Genomic DNA, 21241 nt, shown 5'->3' on the forward strand with positions numbered 1-21241 from the left:
TTGGGAACATCTGCCGGTTATTCGGGTCTTACACACAGTTTTGCCGTCGCGTTAATTGACGCGCGGCTCTTTGGATATAGAGGTTGATGCAATGAAAAAGTTGAGCGCAGTGGCACTGGCAACATTGATGACCGTGGCCGCAAGCCCGGTGTTTGCGGGTTTCAGCTTGAGCGATGTGGCTGGCGTCGCGGCTCAAATGCAGGGCGCCAACGGTAACGGCGCGACCACTGACAAGTCGGCACAAGCGGTGCAGTTGCTGAGCAAGGTCAACGAGCTTGGGGTCAAGCCCGAGCAGGCGGCTGGCGGTGTTGGCGCGATGTTGAGCCTGGCGAAAAACCAGCTGACCTCCAGTGACTATTCCGAGCTGACCAAGCAAGTGCCGGGTGTTAACAAGCTGGCTGGCGCCGGTGCCCTGGGTCAACTGAGCCAACTGGGCGGTTTGCTGGGCAAGACCAATGGCGTGTCCGAAACCGCGACCAGCGCTGTGAGCAACGTGGCCAACACCAGCCAGCTTGATGCCGCGTTCTCTGCGCTGGGCATGCAGGACGGGATGGTCGCCAAGTTTGCCCCGGTTCTGCTGGATTACTTCAAAGGCCAGAACGTCAGCACTTCGCTGCTGAGCAAACTGGGTAGCGCCTGGGGCGTTTAAAGATCAGCCACGCTCGGCACGCAAGGTGCTGATGCGTTGATCTTTCTTGATCCAGAGCTGGTTGACCCAGCTCTGGATCTGCTCACGAAACACCGGATCATTCTCGTAATCCCCCTGCCATAACGCCGGGTCCAGCTCGCGGATCTGTATGTCGACGATCACCTTGGGCACTTGCCCGCTGATCAACTCCCAAAACCCCGGAATCCTTGCCTGTGGATACACCACGGTCACGTCGAGCACGGCATCCAGCTGTTCGCCCATGGCTGCCAGCACGAAGGCCACGCCGCCTGCCTTGGGCTTGAGCAGGTAGGTGTAAGGCGATTGCTGGCGGGCGCGCTTGGCCGGGGTAAAACGCGTGCCTTCAAGATAGTTGACCACGGTCACCGGCTGGCGCTTGAACAGATCGCAGGCCGCCCGGGTAATTTTCAGGTCTTCACCTTTGAGCTCCGGGTGTCTGGCCAGGAAGGCTTTGGAGTAACGCTTCATGAACGGGTAGTCGAGCGCCCACCAGGCCAGCCCCAGAAAGGGCACCCAGATCAGTTCTTTTTTGAGGAAGAATTTGAAGAACGGCGTGCGCCGGTTCAGGCCCTGCATCAGCGCCGGGATATCAACCCACGATTGATGATTGCTGATCACCAGGTACGAGGTATCGCGTCTCAGGCCTTCAGCCCCGCGAATGTCCCATTGGGTGGGCAGGCACAGGGCGAAAATGCGTTTATCGATTTCAGACCAGGTCTCGGCGATCCACATCACGGCCCACGAATTGTAATCGCGCAGGCGGCCCGGTGAGATGAGTTTGAGCACGGCAAACAGCATCAACGGGCCAAACAGGACGAGGGTGTTACACAGCAATAGCAGTGTGACCAGACAGCCGGTGAGCAGGCGGCGCATAAGTAACTCTTGAACGTTCAGGGACCGGTCATGATAAGCAGAGCCTTGCAGAACGCCAAATCGGCGTATCGACAAATGTTTCACGCGCCAGCCGCTATCGTTCAACCGACACTGTAGACGCGGGCTTGCTCGCGATAGCATCACCACGGTAAATGAATTAAACGAGTTGCCAGCATCGCGAGCCAGGCTCGCCCCTGCAGGTGGCGTTAAACCGAAGGAAACTGTCTTTATGAAGTCTGTTCTAGCCTTGCTGTCTGTACTGGCATTGCCGGTGATGGCCGCCGAGCCGACCCTGTACGGGCGTTACGAATACATCAAGTTGCCGGAAATCGGTGAAACCCTCAAAGCCAAGATGGACACCGGCGCCCTGACCGCGTCGCTGTCAGCCAAAAACATTCAGACCTTTACCCGCGATGGCGACGAGTGGGTACGCTTCCAGCTGGCAACCGAAGGTGCGAGCAGCAAGGTCTATGAACACAAAGTGGCCCGCATCAGCAAAATCAAAAGCCGCGCCGATGAAGATGAAGACAAGGACGCAACCGAAAGCGCCAAGCGCCCGGTGGTCGATCTGGAAATGTGCCTGGGCAATGTCAAACGCACGGTTGAGGTCAACCTCACCGACCGCAGCAGCTTCAACTACCCGCTGTTGATCGGTGCCAAGGCCTTGCGCGAGTTCGGTGCCGCGGTCAATCCGGCCCGTCGCTATACGGCAGACAAACCGGATTGCTGATCAAACCCGGCCCTGCCCTGCAGGGCCGGGTCAGCGCTTGAGTAACCCGCGCACGCTGAGCCACACCGGGATGCCCAGCCCTATCCAGCTCAGGGCATCCCAGGCGCCATCATCCAGCAGTGCACAAAACAAGCCCGTTGCCCCGACCAGCCCGATCGCCAGCGGGATGGAGAACACTTTCCAGAAACTCGACTGACGCGGTTTCATCGGGCGCTCTCCTTGGCTGCTCGACGACGTACCCACCACAGATACAGGCCACTGCCCAGGACCACGATGGTCAGCAGGTCGAGTGCCGCCCACAGCACTTTCATCGGCATGCCGCCGTAGTCGCCAAAGTGCAGCGGTTGCGACATGCCCATGGCATCCATGTACCACGGGCGCCCGGCCACGGCGGTGACCTCAAGGTTGCTGGCGTCTATCAGCACCGGTGTCAGCAGGTGCGAAGTCAGGTGGGTATTACCTTTCATAAACACCGAGTAATGGTGCTCGCTGGAGAACCGGGTACCGGGGAAGGCGATAAAGTCCGGCTGCATGTCGGGCGCGGCCTGGGCGGCGATGTGCAACAGGTCACTGGCGGGTGCCAGGTGAGTCAGTGGCGGGGCGTCGCGGTAGGGTTCGATCATGGCGCTGAGGGTTTCAGCGCGCCAGGCGGCGATGATCAGGTCGGCGCTGGCACTGATCACCCCGGTCACGCCCACCACCAGCGCCCAGGTCAGGGTCACGACGCCAATCAGGTTATGCAGGTCGAGCCAGCGCAAGCGCCGGGACTTGTCGGTGCGCACGGTGGCAAAGTCATGGCGGCGCATGAACGGCAAGTACAAAACGGTGCCGGAGATGATCGCCAGCACAAAGAGGATGCCCATGAACGCCAGCAACAGCTTGCCGGGCAGACCGGCAAACATGTCCACGTGCAGGCGCAGCATGACCATCATGATGCCGCCGTTGGCGGAGGGCACATCAATCGCCTCGCCGGTACGTGCATCGAGCATAAAGGTGTGGGATGAATTGGGCTCGGTGTCTGCAGTGGGAGCCATGATGGTCAGGACGGCATTGGGCTCATCGTCGTCCCAGCCGAAATACTGCATGACCTCTCCCGGCCGGTGAGCCTGCGCCGCGAGCACCAGCTGTTGCAGATCGAGGGTTGGCGTGCCGGCAGGCAATTGCTTGACCTGTGGCGCGTCCCCCAGCAGATGGTCGATCTCATGGTGAAAAATCAACGGTAGGCCGGTCAGCGCCAGCATCAGCAAAAACGCGGTGCAAATCAGGCTGGTCCAGGTGTGAATAAAGGACCAGCGGCGGATGGTTTTGCTTTTCATGACATTCCCAAATGCAAAAACGCCCTTGTGGGAGCGAGCTTGCCTGGCGATGGCACCACCTCGCTCGGGGGGTGATCTCATCGCGAGGCAAGCTCGCTCCTACAGGTGGGTAGTGGTGCTGTGTTTAGCGGGTTACCACTTGTAACTAACGCTGGCGAGGACGCTGCGTTCATCACCGTAGTAGCAGTAATAGCCATCACAGGTGGCGATGTAGTCTTTGTTCAAGAAGTTCTTCGCATTAAGGGCGACTGAAACACCTTCCAGTTTGTTAGATACACGGCCCAGGTCGTAATGCACAGCGGCGTCATAGACGGTGTAAGCACCCGCTTTTCCAAGATAGGTATTAGCTTCGTCACCGTAGGTATCTCCCACATACCGTGCGCCCGCGCCCACACCGAAACCGTCCAGTGGCCCGGTGTGCCAGGTGTAGTCAGCCCAAAGCGATGCCTGCTGTTTTGGCATCAATTGCAGTCGATTGCCTTTGTAAATACCGTCCAGCACTTTGGAGTTTGCCAAGGTGTAGGAGGCAATGACTTTCAGGTTTTTTGTGACATCGGAAACAGCTTCAAGCTCCAGACCCTGAACCTTCACCTGGCCTGTCTGGCTGCTGGTCGGGATACCGTTCACATTATTGGTGACGGTTACGTTGTCCTGGCGCAGGTCATACACGGCAGCACTAAGGAGGGTATCGGTGCCCGGAGGCTGGTACTTGAGACCTAACTCCCACTGCTTGCCTTGGGTGGGTTTGAATGCTTCAGTGCTGTTCGAGTTGGCGCCACTGGTTGGCTGGAACGATTCGGCATAGGACAAATAGGGAACAAAGCCAGAGTCGAACACATAGCTGATTGCCGCGTTACCACTGAAGGCCTTGTCGCGTTGGGTGCTGGTAGCATCGTCGCGGTTGAAGAATTTGGTGCCGGTGTGTACCCAGTCTTCGCGTCCACCAAGGGTCAGACGCCAATTGTCCAAAGCCATTTGGTCTTGAACATACAGGCCAGTCTGATAAGTTTTTTGGTCATAGTCGTAGTACGCCGTCGAGCGGTCAGGACGCTGAATAGGTAGGCCATGGGCCGGGTTGTTTACATCGACACTCGGCGCGGAGCCAAAAATGGACAGGTAGTTAGTGTTGGAACGCTGGTGATCAAGGCCGAGCAAGACGGTATGGCTCACGTCTCCTGTGTTGAAGTCGGCCTGAAAGTTGTTGTCCACGGCGAACTGGCTGATGTCTTCGTCGGTGCTGGTGGTGCTGCGCGACACCATGCCATTGGCATCAACAGCATTTGGACCTGCGCCGACAGTGATCCCTTGAAAGGACAGGTCGCTCTTGGTGTAACGCAGGTTTTGCTTGAATTGCCATACGTCATTGAAACGGTGTTCGAAGGCGTAACCCAAAGCGTAATAAGTACGGTCGTAATACTCCCAGTCTGGATCACCTAGATTCTTGTGATGGGAAACCTTGCCGTAAGGCGAGTCAATCTTGGTGCCTTGCAGCGGTAAAAACTGGCTGGTAATCCCTGTGTCATCGCGGGTGAACTGGGAAATAAAGGTCAGCTTGGTATCGTCGTCAATGTTCCACGTCAGGCTGGGGGCTAGGTTGTAACGCTTGTTTTCGACTTTATCGATAGGTGTATCGCTGTCACGCACTACGCCGCTGAGGCTGTAGAGGAACGTTCCTTCGTCGTCAACTTTACCGGTGCTGGCGAAGCTGATCTGGCGTTGGTTATCGGTACCGATCTGAGCCTGTATCTCATGCTCGGGCACTGCGCTCGGGCGACGGCTAACCATGTCCAGCATGCCCCCCGGAGGGGTCTGGCCGTATACCGAGGACGCCGGGCCGCGCAGCAACGCGACGCGATCCAGATTCCAGGTTTCTACTTTCGGGTTTGCATACACGCCTTTGGGCAGTGGCAAGCCATCGAGAAACTGGGTCGGTACAAAGCCGCGAACTTTCAGCCAGTCCGAGCGGGTATCGCTGCCATAGCTTCCGGCCACAATGCCCGGCATATAACGCACCGCATCATCCAGGTTCTGCACCGCCCGGTCCTGCATCTGGCTGCGGGTGGCGACGGAGATCGAGCGCGGGGCTTCGAGCAGGGAGGTGTCGGTTTTGGTGCCGGCGGCGGTGCGTTGGGCAAGGTAGCCGTCGACCGGACCCCATGCGCTTTCATAGCTGTCCTGGCCGCTGATGGTGGTGGCTTCAAGCGCCACCACCCCTGCAGGGATGGCGATCAGGGTGAAGCTGCCGGCGCTTCCCGGCACCAGTTGCAGGCCGCTGTCGCGCAACGCCTCGCGCAATGCCGTGCTGGCCTCGAACGAGCCTTTGACCGGGGCTGAGGTTTTACCTGCAACCAGAGCCGGGTCGATGGCCAGGGTGATACCTGACTGGCTGGCGATCTGGTTCAGGGTTGCCGCCAACGGCCCGGCGGGCAGGTTGTAGCTGCGCGCAGTCGAGGCCTGCTCGGCGGCGATCAGCGAGGTGCTGGCCAACGGGGCGCAGAAGGCGATGGCTACGGCTAACAGGCTGGGGCGCAAAAAGGTGTCGAGGGAGCGGGACATTCGGCGGGTTCCTGAATGGAAATGTTTCTCAATGACTATCTGCCGAACGAGATCAGAAAAGTGATAGGGCTGATTGAAAATAATTTAGATTTAGTTTTTGCCGGGCCTGGCGCTGACGGTGACCCACCACGGGGTGTGCTGTTCAATCTGCACCGGTAAAGCGGGCAGCAGGGAATTGAGCGCCAGTTCGACGTTGTTCAGGGCGAAGCTGCCGCTGATGCGCAGGTCGGCCACGTCAGGGTCGACGCCCAGATGGCCGCGGTGATAGCGATTGAGTTCGCGCACCATGTCGCCCAGACGGACGTTGTCGAGGACCAGCATGCCGCGGGTCCAGGCGTCTGCTCCGGCGTTGACGGCGAGCATCTGGCCGAGGTGGTCGCGGTGCATCAGTACTTGCTGACCCTCGTTGTAGATGATTTCGTCGACGCTGTTTTCGGGATGGGCCGCGACCCGCGACTGCAACACGCTGAGGCGGGTGCCATCGTCCTCGCGCCTCACCAGAAACCGCGTGCCCAGTGCGCGCAGGCTGCCATCGCGGGTTTGCACGATAAACGGCCGCGGGTCGCCATGGCCGGTCTGAACCATGATTTCGCCTTCTTGCAGGATGATTCGCCGGGTCGTCTGATCAAACCGCACATCGACTGCGCTGTGGGTGTTGAGGTTCAGCAGCGTGCCATCGGCCAGGCGTAACTGGCGCTGCTCGCCCGTGGCGGTGCGGTGATCGGCCATCCAGTAATCAACCGGCAGAAAGTCTTTGCCGACGAACAATGTCAGCCCCAACACCAGCGCGATGCTGGCCAGCCCGCCGCCAATTTTGCGCACCTGCTGCACGCCGCTGCGGGCCTTGAGCAAAGCGTTGCGTGCAGGGGCAGTGGCGCTGCTGAAGCGGTGGTCGAGCATGCCCAGTTGCAACCAGGCCCGCGCATGCTCTTCGCTGGCGCTGTACCACTTGCTGAATTCGGCTTGCTCTATCTCGCTGCCATTGCCGCAGTCCAGACACAGCTGCCAGGCAATGGCGGCATCCAGCACGGCTGCCGATACCGGTCTGGAACTGACCGGGTTCATGCCGGTTCGCCATACAGGGCGATGTAGCACTGGCGGATACCCTGTGCCAGGTACTGGCGCACGCGGGGAACCGACACGCCGAGGCGTTCAGCGATTTCAGCGTGGGTCAGGCCGTCGATGCGGCTATGCAGGAAGGCTGCGCGGGACTTGCTCGACAGTTTGCCGAGCAGGCGGTCGATGGCCTTGAGGTCTTCGAGGATCAGTTGCTGTTCTTCAGGCGAGGGTAGCTCGGCCTCGGGGATCAGCATCAGCTCGTTGAGGTAGGCCTGCTCCAGGGCGGCGCGGCGGAAGTAATCAAACAGCAGGCCTTTGGCAATGGCAGCCAGGAAAGCCCGGGGTTCGCGGGGGGCCTTGAGGTCTGCGCGGCCGAGCAGGCGCACAAAGGTGTCCTGGCTCAAGTCTTCAGCCCGTTGCGGGCAGGCCACATTGCGTCGCAACCACGCCAGCAGCCAACCGCGATGGTCGCGGTAAAGCGCTCCAACCAGTTCACTGTGCGGGGTTTGGACTGACGACAAGGACATCACCGAAGACGAGTTTTAACTAACGATAACTATTCGCGATTGTGTCAGAGGCCATGGGCATGCGCAATTGACACTCATCGGAAGGTAAACAGCCTGTAGGAGCGAGCTTGCTCGCGAGCTCTTTGGTGCAGCCATGAAAGGCTCGCGAGCAAGCTCGCTCCTACAGGTGTGAAGTCGTGCCGGTTCAGGAGCCGGGTTCGGTGTCAGAAGCTATGGGCTTGCTTGCGTCGCTGCCATTGGTTTAGCCGCTGCTGCAGGGCCCGCGGGCTGTCGATCTGTTGCGCGCGGGCGCGGCTGAACAGGATCAGCGCCAGTTCGGCTGTGGCCAGGGCGTCGGCACTGGCGTTGTGGCGGTCTTCGACTTGCAGGTTGAAGTGTCTGATCCAGTGATCAAGCCCGGCTTCACGCAGATTGACCTGCGGGCACAGCATCGGCGCCAGGGCCGCCACGTCCATGAACGGGTGCTGCAAACGGTAGCCCAGGCTTTCTTTAAGGGCACGGCCGAGCATGTGCTGGTCAAAGGGCGCGTGGAATGCAAGCAGCGGGCTGTCGCCAACGAAGGCCATGAAGTCGAGCAAGGCATCGGCCGGATCACTGCCCGCCGCAATCGCTTCGGGGCCCAGGCCATGCAGCAAGACGCTGGGAGTGAGGGGATTGTCGGTGCGCAGCAGGGTACGTTCAAACGCCTGGCCCAGGTCTATCGCCCCATCTTCGATGACCATTGCGCCTATCGACAGCACTTGATCGCGATTAAGGTTCAGGCCGCTGGTTTCCAGATCGACCACCACCCAACGTTGTTTGCGCAGTGAGGTCTCGCTCAGCCCGGGAGTCGGCGGCAGTTGCTGAACGCGTTGCTGCTGCTCAAGGCTTAAAACCGGCTTTTTGCGTGGCAGTAACCAGGACAGCAGGCTCATAACTGATACCGCAGGGCCAGGCTGCTCTGCAGGCGCTGGGCCTGGCGCAGGGCTTCACGCAGGATGCGTCGATCCAGCTGGTTCAGGCTGTCCGGGTCGACACGGTTGGACCAGGGGCGGTTTTCCCGACTTTGCAACTGGTGCTGTTGCATGCGGGTTTGCTGGATGAATTGGTAGGCCTCTTCATACGCCGCTCCGTCCAGCGGTTCGATCACTTCAAGGTGCACCAGCCGGCGCAGGCGTTCGAGGGTGTTGTTGGCTTCCACGCCGTGGGCCAGCGCCAGTAGCCGGGCACCGTCGACAAACGGCGTGAGGCCTTGCACCTTGAGGTCCAGGGTGGCTTTGTCGCTGCCTTTGCGCTCCAGCACAAACTCGCGAAAACGCCCCACGGGCGGGCGATGGCGCAGGGCGTTGTCGGCCATCATGCGCTGGAACAAGCGATTGTCGGCCACTTGCTCAAGGATCCCGCGGCGCAGTTGTTGGCAGCCCTGTTCGTCACCCCAGACCACTCGCAGATCGAAATAAATGCTCGATGCCAGCAGGTTCTCGGGGGTTGCCTCGCGAATGAACGCGGCGAAACGGCGGGCCCATTCGGCGCGTGACAAGCACAGGTCCGGATTGCCGGCCATGATATTGCCCTTGCACAGGGTAAAGCCGCAGGCCGCCAGATGATGGTTGATTTGCTGCGCAACGGGCAGCAGGCGCTGGCGAATTTCGGCGGCGTGGCTAGCGTCCCTGGCCTCGAACAGAATGCCGTTGTCCTGGTCGGTGTGCAGGGTTTGTTCGCGTCGCCCTTCGCTGCCAAAACATAGCCAGCTGAACGGCACGCCGGGATCGCCGCGGTCGGCCAGTACCAGTTCGATCACCCGGCACACGGTGTGGTCGTTGAGCTGGGTGATGATGTGGGTGATCTGGGTGGATGACGCACCATGGGCCAGCATGCGCTCTACCAGCTGGCCTATCTCGCCGCGCAGGCTGATCAGGTTTTCCAGGCGGGGCGCATGACGGATGGTGCGTGCCAGGTGGACCAGATCTACCCGTTGCAGCGAGAACAGGTCACGCTCGGAGACCACGCCGCACAGGCGTTGATCCTTGACCAGGCATACGTGGGCAATGTGGCGCTCGGTCATGGCGATGGCGGCGTCAAAGGCGCTGTGGTCGGGGGTCAGGTAAAACGGCGCCGGGGTCATGTACAGGTCGATTGCCTGGGCGAAGTCCTGGACCCCGCTGGCCACCACCTGGCGCAGATCGCGCAGGGTGAAAATCCCCAACGGCGCTTTGCGCTCGTCAACCACCACAATGCTGCCCACTTGCTGCTCGTGCATCAGGCGCACGGCTTCGTGCAGTGCGGTGTCCGGCAGACAGGTCACCGGATGGCGCATGGCCAGTTCGCCGAGCCGGGTGTTGAGCGAATATTGAGTGCCCAGGGTCTCTGCGGCTTTTTGCTGAACCTGTTGATTGACCTTGTCGAGCAGACTGCTGACGCCACGCAAGGCGAAGTCGCGGAACTCGTCGGACAGGGCAAACAATTTGATAAAAGCGGGCTTGTTCAGTTGCAGGCAAAAGGTGTCTTCGGCGGCCCGGTGTTCGGTGCGGGTGGCGCGCTCGCCCAGTAGCGCGGCTAGCGGGAAGCATTCGCCGGCGGTGATTTCAAAGGTGGTTTCGGCGCCTTCACGGCCCACATGGGTCCGTTCACCCACCACCCGGCCTTGCTTGACGATGTAAAAATGATCTACCGGCCCGTCAGTCGGTCGGATGATGCTCTCGCCGGGACCATAGAAGCGCAGTTGGCACTGCTCTACCAGGAACGCCAGGTGAGTGTTTTCCATTTGGTTAAAGGGCGGGAATCGCTGCAAAAATTGCATGGTGCCGTGAATGTTCTGCAGCACCGCAGTTTTCCCTGCCTGGAGAAACGCATCCGATTTACTCATTACCATTACCGCGTTGTTGTTATGACGGGACGGGGCGGGCCCATGGCGTGTTCTGACCCTCATGCTCGGTTGTCTGCGCGCGGGTGCCCATTGGACGTAAGTCTATGGGCACCGGTCGGGTCGAACTTTTTGCGGGCTCGTGCGGACTTTTTCCTTGTATAACCAGATCTCAGGCTTGGCATTAATGTGATCTGAGTGCACATTGAACCGACCAAGGGATAGCCGACTTTAGCGCTGGGGTATTTGACCGGCATGACAGCTTACGAGAGCCGCATGACTGAACACGACATATTGACCGACGCCGAGCGCGAGGCCTTGAACGAGGTGATGCGAACACCCGTTCCGGAGCAGCATGGGGTGTTGATTGTTGACGATGATGAGCTGGCGTGTGAGCTGTTGGCGGAGTTTTTGACGTTGCACGGCATTGAGTGTGTAACGGCAAGCAATGAAGGTCAGGCGCTGGCGTTATTGAAGTCTGAAAAATCCATTGGGCTGATCCTTACTGACTTGCGCATGGTGCCCCACGACGGCTTGCACCTGATCCGCAAAGTGCGCGCATCAGATCGGGCAAGTTTGCCGGTCATCATCATGTCGGGTGACGCCGGGGTGCGTGATGCCATCGAGGCGATGCATCTGGATGTGGTGGACTTCCTGCTCAAGCCGATTGATACCGCCAGGTTGCTCAAGCTGGTAAAGCAGGAACTGGTGTTGTAGCCCCGCACAGGTTTATGCCTGAAAAAAAGCCCCGGCACATGGCCGGGGCTTTTTGTTTTGTGGCGGTTGTTACAAGCCATTCCTGGCTTTGAACTCACGACGACGGCGATGCAGAACCGGCTCGGTATAACCGTTCGGCTGTTTGCTGCCTTCGATCACCAGTTCGACTGCTGCCTGGAAGGCGATATTGCTGTCGAAGTCCGGTGCCAGCGGACGGTACAGCGCGTCGTTGGCATTCTGGCGGTCGACCACCGGGGCCATGCGCTTTAGGCTTTCAAGCACTTGGGTCTTGCTGACGATGCCGTGACGCAGCCAGTTGGCGATGTGCTGGCTGGAAATACGCAGCGTCGCACGGTCTTCCATCAGGCCGATGTCGTTGATGTCCGGTACTTTCGAACAACCAACGCCCTGGTCGATCCAGCGCACCACGTAACCCAGGATGCCCTGCGAGTTGTTATCCAGTTCGTTCTGGATCTGCTCGGGTGTCCATTGCGGGTTAACGGCCAGCGGGATGGTCAGGATGTCGTCGACCGATGCCGGGACGCGTTTGGCCAGTTCGGCCTGACGGGCGAACACGTCAACCTTGTGGTAATGCAGCGCATGCAAGGCGGCCGCCGTGGGCGAAGGTACCCAGGCGGTGTTGGCGCCTGCCAGTGGATGAGCAATTTTCTGTTCCAGCATGGCGGCCATCAGGTCGGGCATTGCCCACATGCCTTTACCGATTTGCGCCCGACCTTGCAGACCCGTACTCAAGCCGACATCGACGTTGTTGTTTTCGTAGGCGCCAATCCATTTTTCGGACTTCATGTCAGCCTTGCGCACCATAGGCCCGGCTTCCATCGAGGTGTGAATCTCGTCGCCAGTACGGTCCAGGAAGCCGGTGTTGATAAATACCACGCGCTCGCTGGCCGCCTTGATGCAGGCCTTGAGGTTGATGGTGGTGCGGCGCTCTTCGTCCATGATCCCGACTTTGAGCGTGTTGCGTGGCAGCTTGAGGACGTCTTCGATGCGCCCGAACAGCTCGTTGGTGAACGCCGCTTCTTCAGCGCCGTGCATTTTCGGTTTGACGATGTACACCGAACCGGTGCGGCTGTTTTTGCGGGTGGCCGTGCCGTTGAGGCTGTGCATCGCTGCCAGGCTGGTCAGCAGGCCGTCGAGGATGCCCTCAGGGACTTCGTTGCCGTCCTTGTCGAGGATTGCATCGATGGTCATCAGGTGACCCACGTTGCGCACGAACAACAGGGAGCGGCCGTGCAGGCTGACGGTGCCGCCGTCTGGCGCGGTGTACTCGCGGTCCGGGTTCATGGTGCGGGTGAAGGTTTCGCCGCCCTTGGACACTTGCTCGCTCAGGTCGCCCTTCATCAGGCCGAGCCAGTTGCGGTAGATCACCACCTTGTCGTCAGCATCGACCGCGGCGACCGAGTCTTCGCAGTCCATGATGGTGGTCAGCGCGGCTTCCATCAGCACGTCTTTGACGCCGGCGGCGTCGGTCTGGCCGACCGGGCTGGCAGCGTCGATCTGGATTTCGAAGTGCAGGCCATTGTGTTTGAGCAACACGGCCGTCGGCGCAGCAGCAGAGCCGTGATAGCCGATCAGTTGCGCAGTGTCGCGCAGGCCGCTGGCGTTGCCGTCCTTGAGGCTGACCTGCAAGGCACCCTCAACGATGGCGTAGCCCGTGGCATCAACGTGGGAACCGGAGGCCAGGGGAGCGGCTTCGTCGAGGAAGGCGCGGGCGAAGGCGATCACCTTGTCGCCACGGATCTTGTTGTAGCCTTTGCCCTTGGTGGCGCCATCGGCCTCGCTGATGGCATCGGTGCCGTACAGCGCGTCATACAGCGAACCCCAGCGGGCGTTCGAGGCGTTGAGGGCGAAGCGCGCATTCATTACCGGCACCACCAACTGGGGGCCGGCCATGCGGGCGATTTCGTCATCGACGTTTTGCGTCGTTGCCTGGAAATCTGCAGCTTCTGGCTGCAAATACCCGATGTCTTGCAAGAAGGCTTTGTAAGCCACGGCGTCATGGGCCTTGCCGGCCTGGGCCTGGTGCCAGGCGTCGATCCGCGCCTGCAAATCATCGCGTTTGGCGAGCAGTGCTTTGTTCTTGGGTGCCAGGTCATGAATAACCTTGTCGGCACCGGCCCAGAACTGGTCGGCGTCGAGGCCGGTACCGGGAATGGCTTCGTTGTTTACGAAGTCGAACAGGACTTTGGCGACCTGCAGGCCACCGACGTGAACGTGTTCAGTCATTGCTTGCCTCACTCATTTTTATTTAAAGCCTGGAGCGCTTCTTAAAACACCGCGTTGCTCATGCTGGCGGGGTTGTGCGGGGTGTAGCAGACGCCTTGGCGGACTATGTTGCAAATTATGTAGTGGTTGCCAGGGCATACTACATGATCAATTGAAGATGTGAAAATCAGACTAATCACGTCGTTCTGCGACCATTTGTACGCTATCGGTCACACAGAAGAACAGGATGTTCTCAAGAAATGTACGGGTTGTTCCAGATAATTATAAAAACAGTACACAATTTGTTGTTCGGGGATGTTTTTGTGGGAGCCGAAGTGGCAGTTGTGGTCTTGCCTATACTCATCCGACCCCTAATAAGAGAGTCCCCGCCATGAACCATCTTGTGATTACTGTCTTTGCCCCGGACAAGGCAGGGCAGGTTGAGCGCATTGCCCAGTGTATCGCCGAGCATGGCGGCAATTGGCTGGAAAGCCGGATGTCGCGCATGGCCGGGCAATTCGCCGGGATCCTGCGCGTGGGCGTACCTGCCGAAGCCCATGATGAGTTGATCGCTGCGCTGCATGGTCTGGCCCCGGACGGGATTCGGGTGCTGATTGCCGAAAGCGGGATCGAGCAGTCGTGCACCTGGAAGCCGATTGCCATGGATCTGGTGGGCAATGACCGCCCGGGTATCGTGCGTGACATTACCCGGGTGCTGACGGAGCAGGGCGTGAATCTGGAGCGTCTGGTGACGGATGTGCGGCCCGCGCCCATGAGCAACGAGCCGCTGTTTCATGCCGAAGCCATTCTGGCGGTACCGCTGACGCTCTCGCTGGAGGTGTTGCAGGCGCGCCTGGAAACCCTGGCCGACGAGTTGATGGTCGAGCTTGAGTTGCGCCCCGAGGACTAGGGGCCTTTCTCATTCAGTTTCCGGCCGCGTTGTGCCCCCCTACCCCCGGCGCAGGGTCAGCACTGCATCGAGGGTATAGACCGCCAGACCGGCCCAGATAAACATAAAGGCCATGAGTGTGGCTTCGGACAAATGCTCGCCAAATACCGAGACCGCCAGAATCAATACCAGCGTCGGCGCGATGTACTGCATAAAGCCCAGGGTGGTGTAGGGCAAGTGCCGTGCCGCGGCGTTGAAACTCACCAAAGGGATCAGGGTTGCCGGGCCTGCAGCCACCAGTAACCAGGCTTCTTTAGTGCTCCAGAACTCGGCATGGGCACTGTTGGCCTCGGGGTGCATAAGCAGCCAGCCAATGGCGATGGGCACCAGAATCCAGGTTTCGACCACCAGCCCCGGCAGCGCCTTGACCGGCGCCTGTTTGCGGATCAACCCGTAAAAGCCAAAGCTCAGTGCCAGCACCAGTGACACCCACGGCAGGCTGCCGACTTGCCACACCTGTTGTGCGACCCCGAGGGCGGCAAGCCCTACGGCCATCCATTGCAGGCGGCGCAGGCGCTCGCCCAGCAGCAACATGCCGAGCAATACGTTGACCAGGGGGTTGATGTAGTAGCCGAGGCTGGCTTCCAGCATGCGGTCGTTATTGACCGCCCACACGTAGGTCAGCCAGTTGGCCGCGATCAACAGCCCGCTGATGGCCAGTACACCGAGGCGTTTGGGGTTGTCGCGCAGCTCCTGCCACCAGCCTGGGTGCTTCCATACCAGCAGCAACAGCGAGCCAAACAGCGCAGACCAGAGCACCCGGTTCACGATGATCTCGGCCGCGGGGACGCTGGCGAGTAGTTTGAAGTAGAGCGGGAAGATGCCCCAGATGATATAGGCGCTGAGGCCTAAAATGTACCCGCGACGCGGGTTGGCGGCTTGCATGCAGAATCCTTGCTTAGGCAACTAACTGATACGGAACAGCCCAAGAGTGTAAGCAGGTTTTACAGAGTGCGAGCAAAGTTTTTGTAGGGGCGAGCTGTTCGTTTTCGGGTAAAAGCTCGCGAGCAAGCTCGCTCCTACAGAACAAGCTCGCTCCTACAAAAGTCGGGGGCGGGTCAGAACAGCTTCAGCGGTTCTTCATTGAGTGCCGACAGTTGTTCGCGCAAGGCCAGCACCTGGTCGCCCCAGTAGCGCTCGGAGCCAAACCACGGAAAGCTGTGGGGGAATGCCGGGTCGTCCCAGCGGCGTGCCAGCCACGCGCTGTAGTGCATCAGGCGCAAGGCCCGCAGCGGTTCGATCAGCGCCAGTTCGCGCGGGTTGAAGTCATGGAATTCGCTGTAGCCGTCCATCAGTTCTGACAGCTGGCCCAGGCACTCCTGACGATCACCGGCCAGCATCATCCACAGGTCCTGCACCGCAGGGCCCATGCGACAGTCGTCGAGGTCGACGATATGGAACACCTCATCGCGGCACATCATGTTGCCGGGGTGACAATCGCCGTGCATGCGGATGTTGGTATGCGGGGTGGCGGCGTACACATCTTCAACGCGCTTGAGCAGGTCACGGGCCACCGACTCGTAGGCCGGGAGCAGGCTGCGCGGAATGAAGTTGCCTTCGAGCAGGGTGGTGAGCGAGTCGTGGCCAAAGTTCTTCACGCCCAGCGCTTCGCGGTGTTCAAACGGCTTGGTCGCGCCTACGGCATGCAGGCGCCCGAGCAGTTGCCCCAGACGGTACAGCTGATCGAGATTGCCGGGCTCCGGCGCACGGCCGCCCCGGCGCGGAAACAGGGTGAAGCGAAAGCCTGCGTGTTCGAACAGGCTCTGGCCGTTGTGGATCATCGGCGCGACCACCGGGACATCACAGTCGGCGAGCTCGAAGGTAAAGCGGTGCTCTTCGAGGATGGCTTCGTTGGTCCAGCGTTGCGGTCGGTAGAATTTGGCGATCAGCGGTTCCGAGTCTTCGATGCCGACCTGGTACACGCGATTTTCGTAGCTGTTGAGCGCAAGCACGCGGGCATCGCTCAGGAAACCGATGCTTTCGACGGCGTCGAGCACCAGATCAGGGGTAAGTGTTGCAAACGGATGAGACATGCTGACTCCTGCGCGCAGCAGGCTGCCGCGTCCGGCCATGCATGTTAGCGCAGACCGGCAACGATCTGGCACTAAACCTTGTGGCTGGCGGCCAATGGGCCTCTTTGTGGGAGCTGGCTAATGGGCAGGCCTGTGGGAGGTGGCTTGCCAGCGATTCAGGCACCGCGCCGTGTCTGGCGTTGTGCGGGGATGCTATCGCCGGCAAGCCGGCTCCTACAGAGGGTGGCGGTCAATGGGGCCTTTCTGTGGGAGGTGGCTTGCCAGCGATTCAGGCACCGCGCTGGGTCTGGCATTGTGCGGGGATGCTATCGCCGGCAAGCCGGCTCCTACAGAGGGTGGCGACCAATGGGGCCTTTCTGTGGGAGCTGGCTGGCCAGCGATTCAGGCACCGCGCCGTGTCTGGCGTTGTGCGGTGATGCTTTCGCCGGCAAGCCGGCTCCTACAGAGGGTGGCAGGCAATGGGGCCTTTCTGTGGGAGCTGGCTGGTCAGCGATTCAGGCACAACGTCGGGTCTGGCGTTGTGCGGTGATGCTTTCGCCGGCAAGCCGGCTCCTACAGAGGGTGGCGGCCAATGGGGCCTTTCTGTGGGAGCTGGCTTGCCAGCGATTCAGGCACAACGCCGGGTCTGGCGTTGTGCGGGGATGCTATCGCCGGCAAGCCGGCTCCTACAGAGGGTGGCGGTCAATGGGGCCTTTCTGTGGGAGCTGGCTTGCCAGCGATTCAGGCACCGCGCCGTGTCTGGAATTGTGAGGTGATGCTATCGCCGGCAAGCCGGCTCCTACATAGGGTGGCGACCAATGGGGCCTTTCTGTGGGAGCTGGCTTGCCAGCGATTCAGGCACAACGCCGGGTCTGGCGTTGTGCGGGGATGCTGTCGCCAGCAAGCCGGCTCCTACAGAGGGTGGCGACCAATGGGGCCTTTCTGTGGGAGCTGGCTTGCCAGCGATTCAGGCACCGCGCCGTGTCTGGCGTTGTGCGGGGATGCTATCGCCAGCAAGCCGGCTCCTACAGAGGGTGGTGGCCAATGGGGCCTTTCTGTGGGTGCTGGCTTGCCAGCGATTCAGGCACAACGCCGGGTCTGGCGTTGTGCGGTGATGCTGTCGCCAGCAAGCCGGCTCTCACAATAGGGCCGGCGTTGCATCAGGCGCCGATGATGCCGCCGTCTTCGCGGCTGATGGCCATGACCGAGGAGCGCGGTTTGCCGTCGGGCAGGTGCTCGGGGAAGGTGGATCCACCGTTTTCACCGGGATGCTGGATGCCAACAAACAGCGTCTTCTGGTCAGGGGAGAAGCTGATGCCTGTTACCTCGCAGCCAATCGGGCCAACCATGAAGCGGCGGATTTCGCCGCTGACCGGATCGGCGCAGAGCATCTGGTTATTGCCCATGCCGGCAAAGTCTGCGGCGTTGCTGGCATCGCCGTCGGTCAGGATCCACAGGCGTCCGGCGTCATCAAAGCCCAGGCCATCGGGGCTGTTAAACATGTTTTGCGCGGTGATATTGGACGAGCCGGCTTTGGGCTGACCGGCATGCACCACAGGGTTGCCGGCGACCACAAACAGGTCCCAGTCGAAGGTGTCGGCGCCGTGATCGCCGTTGTGGGCTTTCCAGCGCAGGATCTGCCCGTAGACATTCTTCTCCCGGGGGTTGGGCCCGCCGACCGGTTGCCCGTCTTCGCCGCGTTTGGCGTTGTTGGTCAGGGTGCAATAGACCTGGCCGTCCTTGGGGCTGACCACGATCCATTCCGGGCGATCCATGCGTGTGGCATTTACCACGCTGCCCGCCAGGCGTGCATGAATCAGTACGTCGCCCTGGTTGGCGAAACCGCTGGCAGTATCGACCCCGTTTTTGCCATGGCTCAATTCCACCCACTGACCCTGCCCCCTGGGCAGGTCGGGGTTTTTGTCGCCGTCATCAAAACGGGCAACGTAAAGGGTGCCGTGGTCCAGCAGGTCGCGATTGGCCTTGGGGTCTTTATGGTCGATCCGGTCGCGGCTGATGAACCGGTAGATAAACTCGCCGCGTTCGTCGTCGCCCATGTAGACCACCGCCCGGCCGTCTGTGGTTTCGGCCAGGGCTGCGTTCTCGTGCTTGAAGCGGCCCAGCGCAGTGCGTTTGACGGGCATGGAGTGCGGGTCGAACGGGTCAATTTCGACCACCCAGCCGTGGCGATTGAGCTCGTTGGGATTGACCGCCAGATCGAAGCGCGGGTCATGGGGGTGCCAGTTGATTTCTTTGCTGGCGGCCACTGCGCCATAACGTTTTTGCGCGGCGTCGAAGCTTTGTTTTGGGTCGGAGCTGCCAAAGCAGTCGGTGAAGTTCTCTTCACAGGTCAGGTAGGTGCCCCACGGGGTTTTGCCATTGGCGCAGTTCTGGAAGGTGCCCAGGGCAAGGGTGCCGCTGTTGTCGGCCCCGGTGCGCAACAAGGCATGACCGGCCGCCGGCCCGCCCAGACGGATCGGTGTATTGCCATGTACGCGACGGTTGAATGGCGAGCCCTGGGCGAACTGCCAGCCGGCGTCGGCACGACGGATTTCGATGACCGATACCCCTTCGCTGGCCTGGGCTTTTCGCACGTCTTCAAGTGAGGCGGGCATGCCGCCATGGGGGTACAGGTAGCGATAGTTGGTGTATTCGTTGTTGATGGCCATCAGCGCGCGGTTCGGGTCATCGGGGAAGGCAAATAGGCTCATGCCGTCATTGTTGTCGCCGAATTGCACTTCCTGGGCCTTGGCCGAACCGTTACCGCTGGGGTCGAACGCCGGGCCTGCGGCGTGCAGCGGCTGACCCCAACTGATCAGTACGCTGGAGCGATAGCCGGGTGGCAGGCTGATACTGTCAGTGGTGGCCGCCTTGATACTGTCAAAACCCAGCAATTGGCTGGAGGCGGCGCTGATGCCGGTAGCCAGGGCGCTACGGCTCAGCAGGCCGCCGCCCAAAAACATGGCTGCACCGCACAAGGCGCCGGCACCGATAAAGCTACGCCGGCTAAGGCCGATGATTTGCTCAAGGTCAGTGAGTTGATCTTCTTTTAACAGGGTCATGACAGGCTCGGCTCGCAGACGGTTTTGGCAGTCACCATAAGCAGCGGGCATGACAGCAATGTTTCAAACCGCAGTCCTGACCTTTACACAGGGGTGCCCAGCAACACCAGCGACGGCGAAAACTGCACCTGCGTCGCGCTGCCCGCCTTGAGCCCGAGTATTTCGAGGTGTTGCGGTTCGCTCAGGGCGCACAAAATCTGGCCGCCGGACAGGCTGATGCGCACTTCGCTGGGGCCGTCTTCGGCGTGGAGGATCTGCTCAATCTGCCCCTGCAGATGATTGTGCTCAGGGGGCGGTGTCTGACTGGCATCGATCACTTGCAGCCAGCCGGCCTTGATCAGGGCCACCACCGGGCTGCCCACAGCCAGCTCCAGGCGCAGGGTACTGTCGCGGGTGATTTGCGCGTGCAACGTCAGGCCGCCCGACAGTTCGAGCTCAATCATGTCGTTATGGCCATGACTGGCGATGGCGATCACGCTGCCGCGCAACTGGTTGCGGGCGCTGGTTCTGAGCATCAGGCGGCCCAGCAGGTCGAGGTCTTCGGCATCTTCGGCGGCGTCCAGCACCTGGCTCTGCAATATCTGCAGGCGCTGGTAAAGGCGCAGCACCCGCTCACCGGCGTCGGACAGTCGCGCGCCGCCTCCGCCTTTGCCGCCAACACTTCGCTGCACCAGCGCCGTTTGTGCCAGGTTGTTCAGTTCATCGATGGCGTCCCACGCAGCCTTGTAGCTGATGCCCGCGCTTTTGGCCGCGGCAGTGATCGAGCCCTGTTCGGCAATGTGCTGTAACAGCGCAATTCGCTGCGGGCGGCGGACCATGTGTTGTGCAAGCAGGGTGGGCAGGTGCATGACGGCGGATTCGCTAGACGGGTCGAGCCGCGCAAAGTGCCTGCTAGACCCGGGGGCCGTCAAGGTGCGCCTTCAGGTTTCGGGGTACGGGCCAGGCAGTACACGTCGACCCTCCGTGCCCCGGCGTTGAGCAGCAGACGAGCCAGACTTTCTGCAGTGGCCCCGGTGGTCAGTACGTCATCGATCAGGGCCAGATGCAGCCCCTTGACCTGCGTCCCCGGTGCCAGGGCAAAGGCTTGCAGCAGATTGCGCTTGCGGATTTTGGCGCCCAGCGCCTGTTGCGCAGGGGTGTCCCGGGTGCGCAGCAGCCAGTGCTCGCACCTCGGGATACTCAACTGCGCACTGAGCCAGTGACAGAGCATTGCCGCCTGGTTATAGCCACGTTGGCGCAGACGCTGAACGGACAGCGGTACCGGCAGCAAAAAGTCGGGTCGCTCCTGGCCACAGTTGAAGCGATCAAGCAGGCATCGGCCGAGAAGTTCGGCCAACAGTCGGCCATAGGGCCATTTACTGTTGTGCTTGAACCGTACGATCAGGCTGTCGACCGGAAAATCGTACGCCCAGGCTGCATGCACCTGCTCGAAGGCAGGCGGTTGCTTGAGGCAATGACCGCAGATAAGTCCAGACATTGGCAATGGCAAGGCGCAGCGCTGGCAGCTCTCGTCCAGCCAGGGCAGCTCCAGTTTACAGGCGCTGCAGATCGGTAAAGCACTCTCGATCGCTTCATCGCAGAGTAAACAGGTGTGGTTATTAAATAACCAGATGTCAACCTGTCGAATCCAATGTGGTTGACAGTTCATGTCGCATCCTTAAACATGCCGGGCATCCGTGCCGTGCCTGAAGCGCTTGCTTCAGGT

The 21241-nt window shown here is 60.5% G+C and carries 18 protein-coding genes; 4 read left to right on the forward strand and 14 right to left on the reverse strand.

Annotation, left to right across the window (positions count from 1 at the left end):
• The first annotated feature begins 91 nt into the window (after positions 1–91).
• Positions 92–649 (forward strand): DUF2780 domain-containing protein, encoded by a 558-nt coding sequence (locus tag ACP7BO_RS17050; protein WP_060696674.1) that lies wholly within the window; start codon positions 92–94, stop codon positions 647–649.
• A 3-nt stretch (positions 650–652) separates the two neighbouring features.
• On the opposite strand, the gene ACP7BO_RS17055 is transcribed toward ACP7BO_RS17050, so the two are convergent.
• The gene (locus ACP7BO_RS17055; RefSeq protein ID WP_426211610.1) at positions 653–1540 is read right to left on the reverse strand and encodes an acyltransferase; all 888 of its coding nucleotides are present in this window, start codon (positions 1538–1540) and stop codon (positions 653–655) included.
• A gap of 229 nt (positions 1541–1769) precedes the next feature.
• Here ACP7BO_RS17055 and ACP7BO_RS17060 point away from each other — a divergent pair, with 229 nt between their 5' ends.
• Entirely contained in the window at positions 1770–2270 is a 501-nt protein-coding gene (locus ACP7BO_RS17060) for an ATP-dependent zinc protease family protein (RefSeq protein ID WP_060696675.1), read from the forward strand.
• Positions 2271–2300: 30 nt separating this feature from the next.
• Here ACP7BO_RS17060 and ACP7BO_RS17065 read toward each other — a convergent pair whose 3' ends face one another.
• The 7 genes from ACP7BO_RS17065 to ACP7BO_RS17095 all read right to left on the reverse strand — a co-directional run bounded on the left by ACP7BO_RS17065 (position 2301) and on the right by ACP7BO_RS17095 (position 10573).
• Positions 2301–2477, reverse strand: coding sequence for a hypothetical protein (locus ACP7BO_RS17065; RefSeq protein ID WP_167344886.1), 177 nt, complete (start codon positions 2475–2477; stop codon positions 2301–2303).
• Entirely contained in the window at positions 2474–3586 is a 1113-nt protein-coding gene (locus tag ACP7BO_RS17070) for a PepSY-associated TM helix domain-containing protein (protein WP_397455552.1), read from the reverse strand. The genes ACP7BO_RS17065 and ACP7BO_RS17070 overlap by 4 nt, the downstream gene beginning before the upstream one ends.
• 132 nt (positions 3587–3718) lie before the next feature.
• Positions 3719–6142 (reverse strand): TonB-dependent siderophore receptor, encoded by a 2424-nt coding sequence (locus tag ACP7BO_RS17075; protein ID WP_426211613.1) that lies wholly within the window; start codon positions 6140–6142, stop codon positions 3719–3721.
• 90 nt (positions 6143–6232) lie between these two features.
• A complete protein-coding gene (locus ACP7BO_RS17080) occupies positions 6233–7207 on the reverse strand; it encodes a FecR domain-containing protein (RefSeq protein WP_426211615.1) in 975 nt (324 codons plus the stop codon).
• The gene (locus ACP7BO_RS17085) at positions 7204–7728 is read right to left on the reverse strand and encodes an RNA polymerase sigma factor (RefSeq protein WP_162232797.1); all 525 of its coding nucleotides are present in this window, start codon (positions 7726–7728) and stop codon (positions 7204–7206) included. The genes ACP7BO_RS17080 and ACP7BO_RS17085 overlap by 4 nt, the downstream gene beginning before the upstream one ends.
• Before the next feature lie 203 nt (positions 7729–7931).
• A complete protein-coding gene (locus ACP7BO_RS17090; RefSeq protein ID WP_426211617.1) occupies positions 7932–8642 on the reverse strand; it encodes a 3'-5' exonuclease in 711 nt (236 codons plus the stop codon).
• On the reverse strand, positions 8639–10573 hold the full coding sequence (locus ACP7BO_RS17095) for a putative nucleotidyltransferase substrate binding domain-containing protein (protein WP_426211619.1): 1935 nt from the start codon (positions 10571–10573) through the stop codon (positions 8639–8641). The genes ACP7BO_RS17090 and ACP7BO_RS17095 overlap by 4 nt, the downstream gene beginning before the upstream one ends.
• A 273-nt stretch (positions 10574–10846) precedes the next feature.
• Here ACP7BO_RS17095 and ACP7BO_RS17100 point away from each other — a divergent pair, with 273 nt between their 5' ends.
• Positions 10847–11287: a response regulator gene (locus ACP7BO_RS17100; protein WP_397455559.1), complete on the forward strand. Its 441-nt coding sequence runs from the start codon at positions 10847–10849 to the stop codon at positions 11285–11287.
• Positions 11288–11356: 69 nt separating this feature from the next.
• Here the strand turns inward: ACP7BO_RS17100 and ACP7BO_RS17105 are convergent, their stop codons facing one another.
• Positions 11357–13534 (reverse strand): malate synthase G, encoded by a 2178-nt coding sequence (locus tag ACP7BO_RS17105; protein WP_426211621.1) that lies wholly within the window; start codon positions 13532–13534, stop codon positions 11357–11359.
• A gap of 370 nt (positions 13535–13904) precedes the next feature.
• Between ACP7BO_RS17105 and ACP7BO_RS17110 the strand changes: the two genes are divergently transcribed.
• The gene (locus tag ACP7BO_RS17110) at positions 13905–14423 is read left to right on the forward strand and encodes a glycine cleavage system protein R (protein ID WP_060696683.1); all 519 of its coding nucleotides are present in this window, start codon (positions 13905–13907) and stop codon (positions 14421–14423) included.
• Between the two features lie 39 nt (positions 14424–14462).
• Here ACP7BO_RS17110 and rarD read toward each other — a convergent pair whose 3' ends face one another.
• The 5 genes from rarD to ACP7BO_RS17135 form a co-directional block, all read right to left on the reverse strand.
• Entirely contained in the window at positions 14463–15347 is an 885-nt protein-coding gene (rarD, locus tag ACP7BO_RS17115) for an EamA family transporter RarD (protein WP_397455562.1), read from the reverse strand.
• Between the two features lie 173 nt (positions 15348–15520).
• Positions 15521–16495: a serine/threonine protein kinase gene (locus ACP7BO_RS17120; protein ID WP_397455563.1), complete on the reverse strand. Its 975-nt coding sequence runs from the start codon at positions 16493–16495 to the stop codon at positions 15521–15523.
• A 1139-nt stretch (positions 16496–17634) separates the two neighbouring features.
• Positions 17635–19536 (reverse strand): PhoX family protein, encoded by a 1902-nt coding sequence (locus ACP7BO_RS17125; protein ID WP_426211625.1) that lies wholly within the window; start codon positions 19534–19536, stop codon positions 17635–17637.
• Positions 19537–19619: 83 nt separating this feature from the next.
• Positions 19620–20384, reverse strand: coding sequence for a TOBE domain-containing protein (locus ACP7BO_RS17130; protein WP_426211627.1), 765 nt, complete (start codon positions 20382–20384; stop codon positions 19620–19622).
• A gap of 59 nt (positions 20385–20443) precedes the next feature.
• Entirely contained in the window at positions 20444–21184 is a 741-nt protein-coding gene (locus ACP7BO_RS17135; protein WP_426211629.1) for a ComF family protein, read from the reverse strand.
• Positions 21185–21241: the final 57 nt, after the last annotated feature.

The sequence above is a fragment of the Pseudomonas sp. TWR2-1-1 genome, assembly GCF_049897045.1.
Classification (GTDB): Bacteria; Pseudomonadota; Gammaproteobacteria; order Pseudomonadales; family Pseudomonadaceae; genus Aquipseudomonas; species Aquipseudomonas versuta.

Bases quoted from the DNA above. Each gene is read 5' to 3' on its own strand.
- ACP7BO_RS17050 (WP_060696674.1), top strand. From the start codon at position 92: ATGAAAAAGTTGAGCGCAGTGGCACTGGCAACATTGATGACCGTGGCC.
- ACP7BO_RS17055 (WP_426211610.1), bottom strand. From the start codon at position 1,540: ATGCGCCGCCTGCTCACCGGCTGTCTGGTCACACTGCTATTGCTGTGT.
- ACP7BO_RS17060 (WP_060696675.1), top strand. From the start codon at position 1,770: ATGAAGTCTGTTCTAGCCTTGCTGTCTGTACTGGCATTGCCGGTGATG.
- ACP7BO_RS17065 (WP_167344886.1), bottom strand. From the start codon at position 2,477: ATGAAACCGCGTCAGTCGAGTTTCTGGAAAGTGTTCTCCATCCCGCTG.
- ACP7BO_RS17070 (WP_397455552.1), bottom strand. From the start codon at position 3,586: ATGAAAAGCAAAACCATCCGCCGCTGGTCCTTTATTCACACCTGGACC.
- ACP7BO_RS17075 (WP_426211613.1), bottom strand. From the start codon at position 6,142: ATGTCCCGCTCCCTCGACACCTTTTTGCGCCCCAGCCTGTTAGCCGTA.
- ACP7BO_RS17080 (WP_426211615.1), bottom strand. From the start codon at position 7,207: ATGAACCCGGTCAGTTCCAGACCGGTATCGGCAGCCGTGCTGGATGCC.
- ACP7BO_RS17085 (WP_162232797.1), bottom strand. From the start codon at position 7,728: ATGTCCTTGTCGTCAGTCCAAACCCCGCACAGTGAACTGGTTGGAGCG.
- ACP7BO_RS17090 (WP_426211617.1), bottom strand. From the start codon at position 8,642: ATGAGCCTGCTGTCCTGGTTACTGCCACGCAAAAAGCCGGTTTTAAGC.
- ACP7BO_RS17095 (WP_426211619.1), bottom strand. From the start codon at position 10,573: ATGAGTAAATCGGATGCGTTTCTCCAGGCAGGGAAAACTGCGGTGCTG.
- ACP7BO_RS17100 (WP_397455559.1), top strand. From the start codon at position 10,847: ATGACTGAACACGACATATTGACCGACGCCGAGCGCGAGGCCTTGAAC.
- ACP7BO_RS17105 (WP_426211621.1), bottom strand. From the start codon at position 13,534: ATGACTGAACACGTTCACGTCGGTGGCCTGCAGGTCGCCAAAGTCCTG.
- ACP7BO_RS17110 (WP_060696683.1), top strand. From the start codon at position 13,905: ATGAACCATCTTGTGATTACTGTCTTTGCCCCGGACAAGGCAGGGCAG.
- rarD (WP_397455562.1), bottom strand. From the start codon at position 15,347: ATGCAAGCCGCCAACCCGCGTCGCGGGTACATTTTAGGCCTCAGCGCC.
- ACP7BO_RS17120 (WP_397455563.1), bottom strand. From the start codon at position 16,495: ATGTCTCATCCGTTTGCAACACTTACCCCTGATCTGGTGCTCGACGCC.
- ACP7BO_RS17125 (WP_426211625.1), bottom strand. From the start codon at position 19,536: ATGACCCTGTTAAAAGAAGATCAACTCACTGACCTTGAGCAAATCATC.
- ACP7BO_RS17130 (WP_426211627.1), bottom strand. From the start codon at position 20,384: ATGCACCTGCCCACCCTGCTTGCACAACACATGGTCCGCCGCCCGCAG.
- ACP7BO_RS17135 (WP_426211629.1), bottom strand. From the start codon at position 21,184: ATGAACTGTCAACCACATTGGATTCGACAGGTTGACATCTGGTTATTT.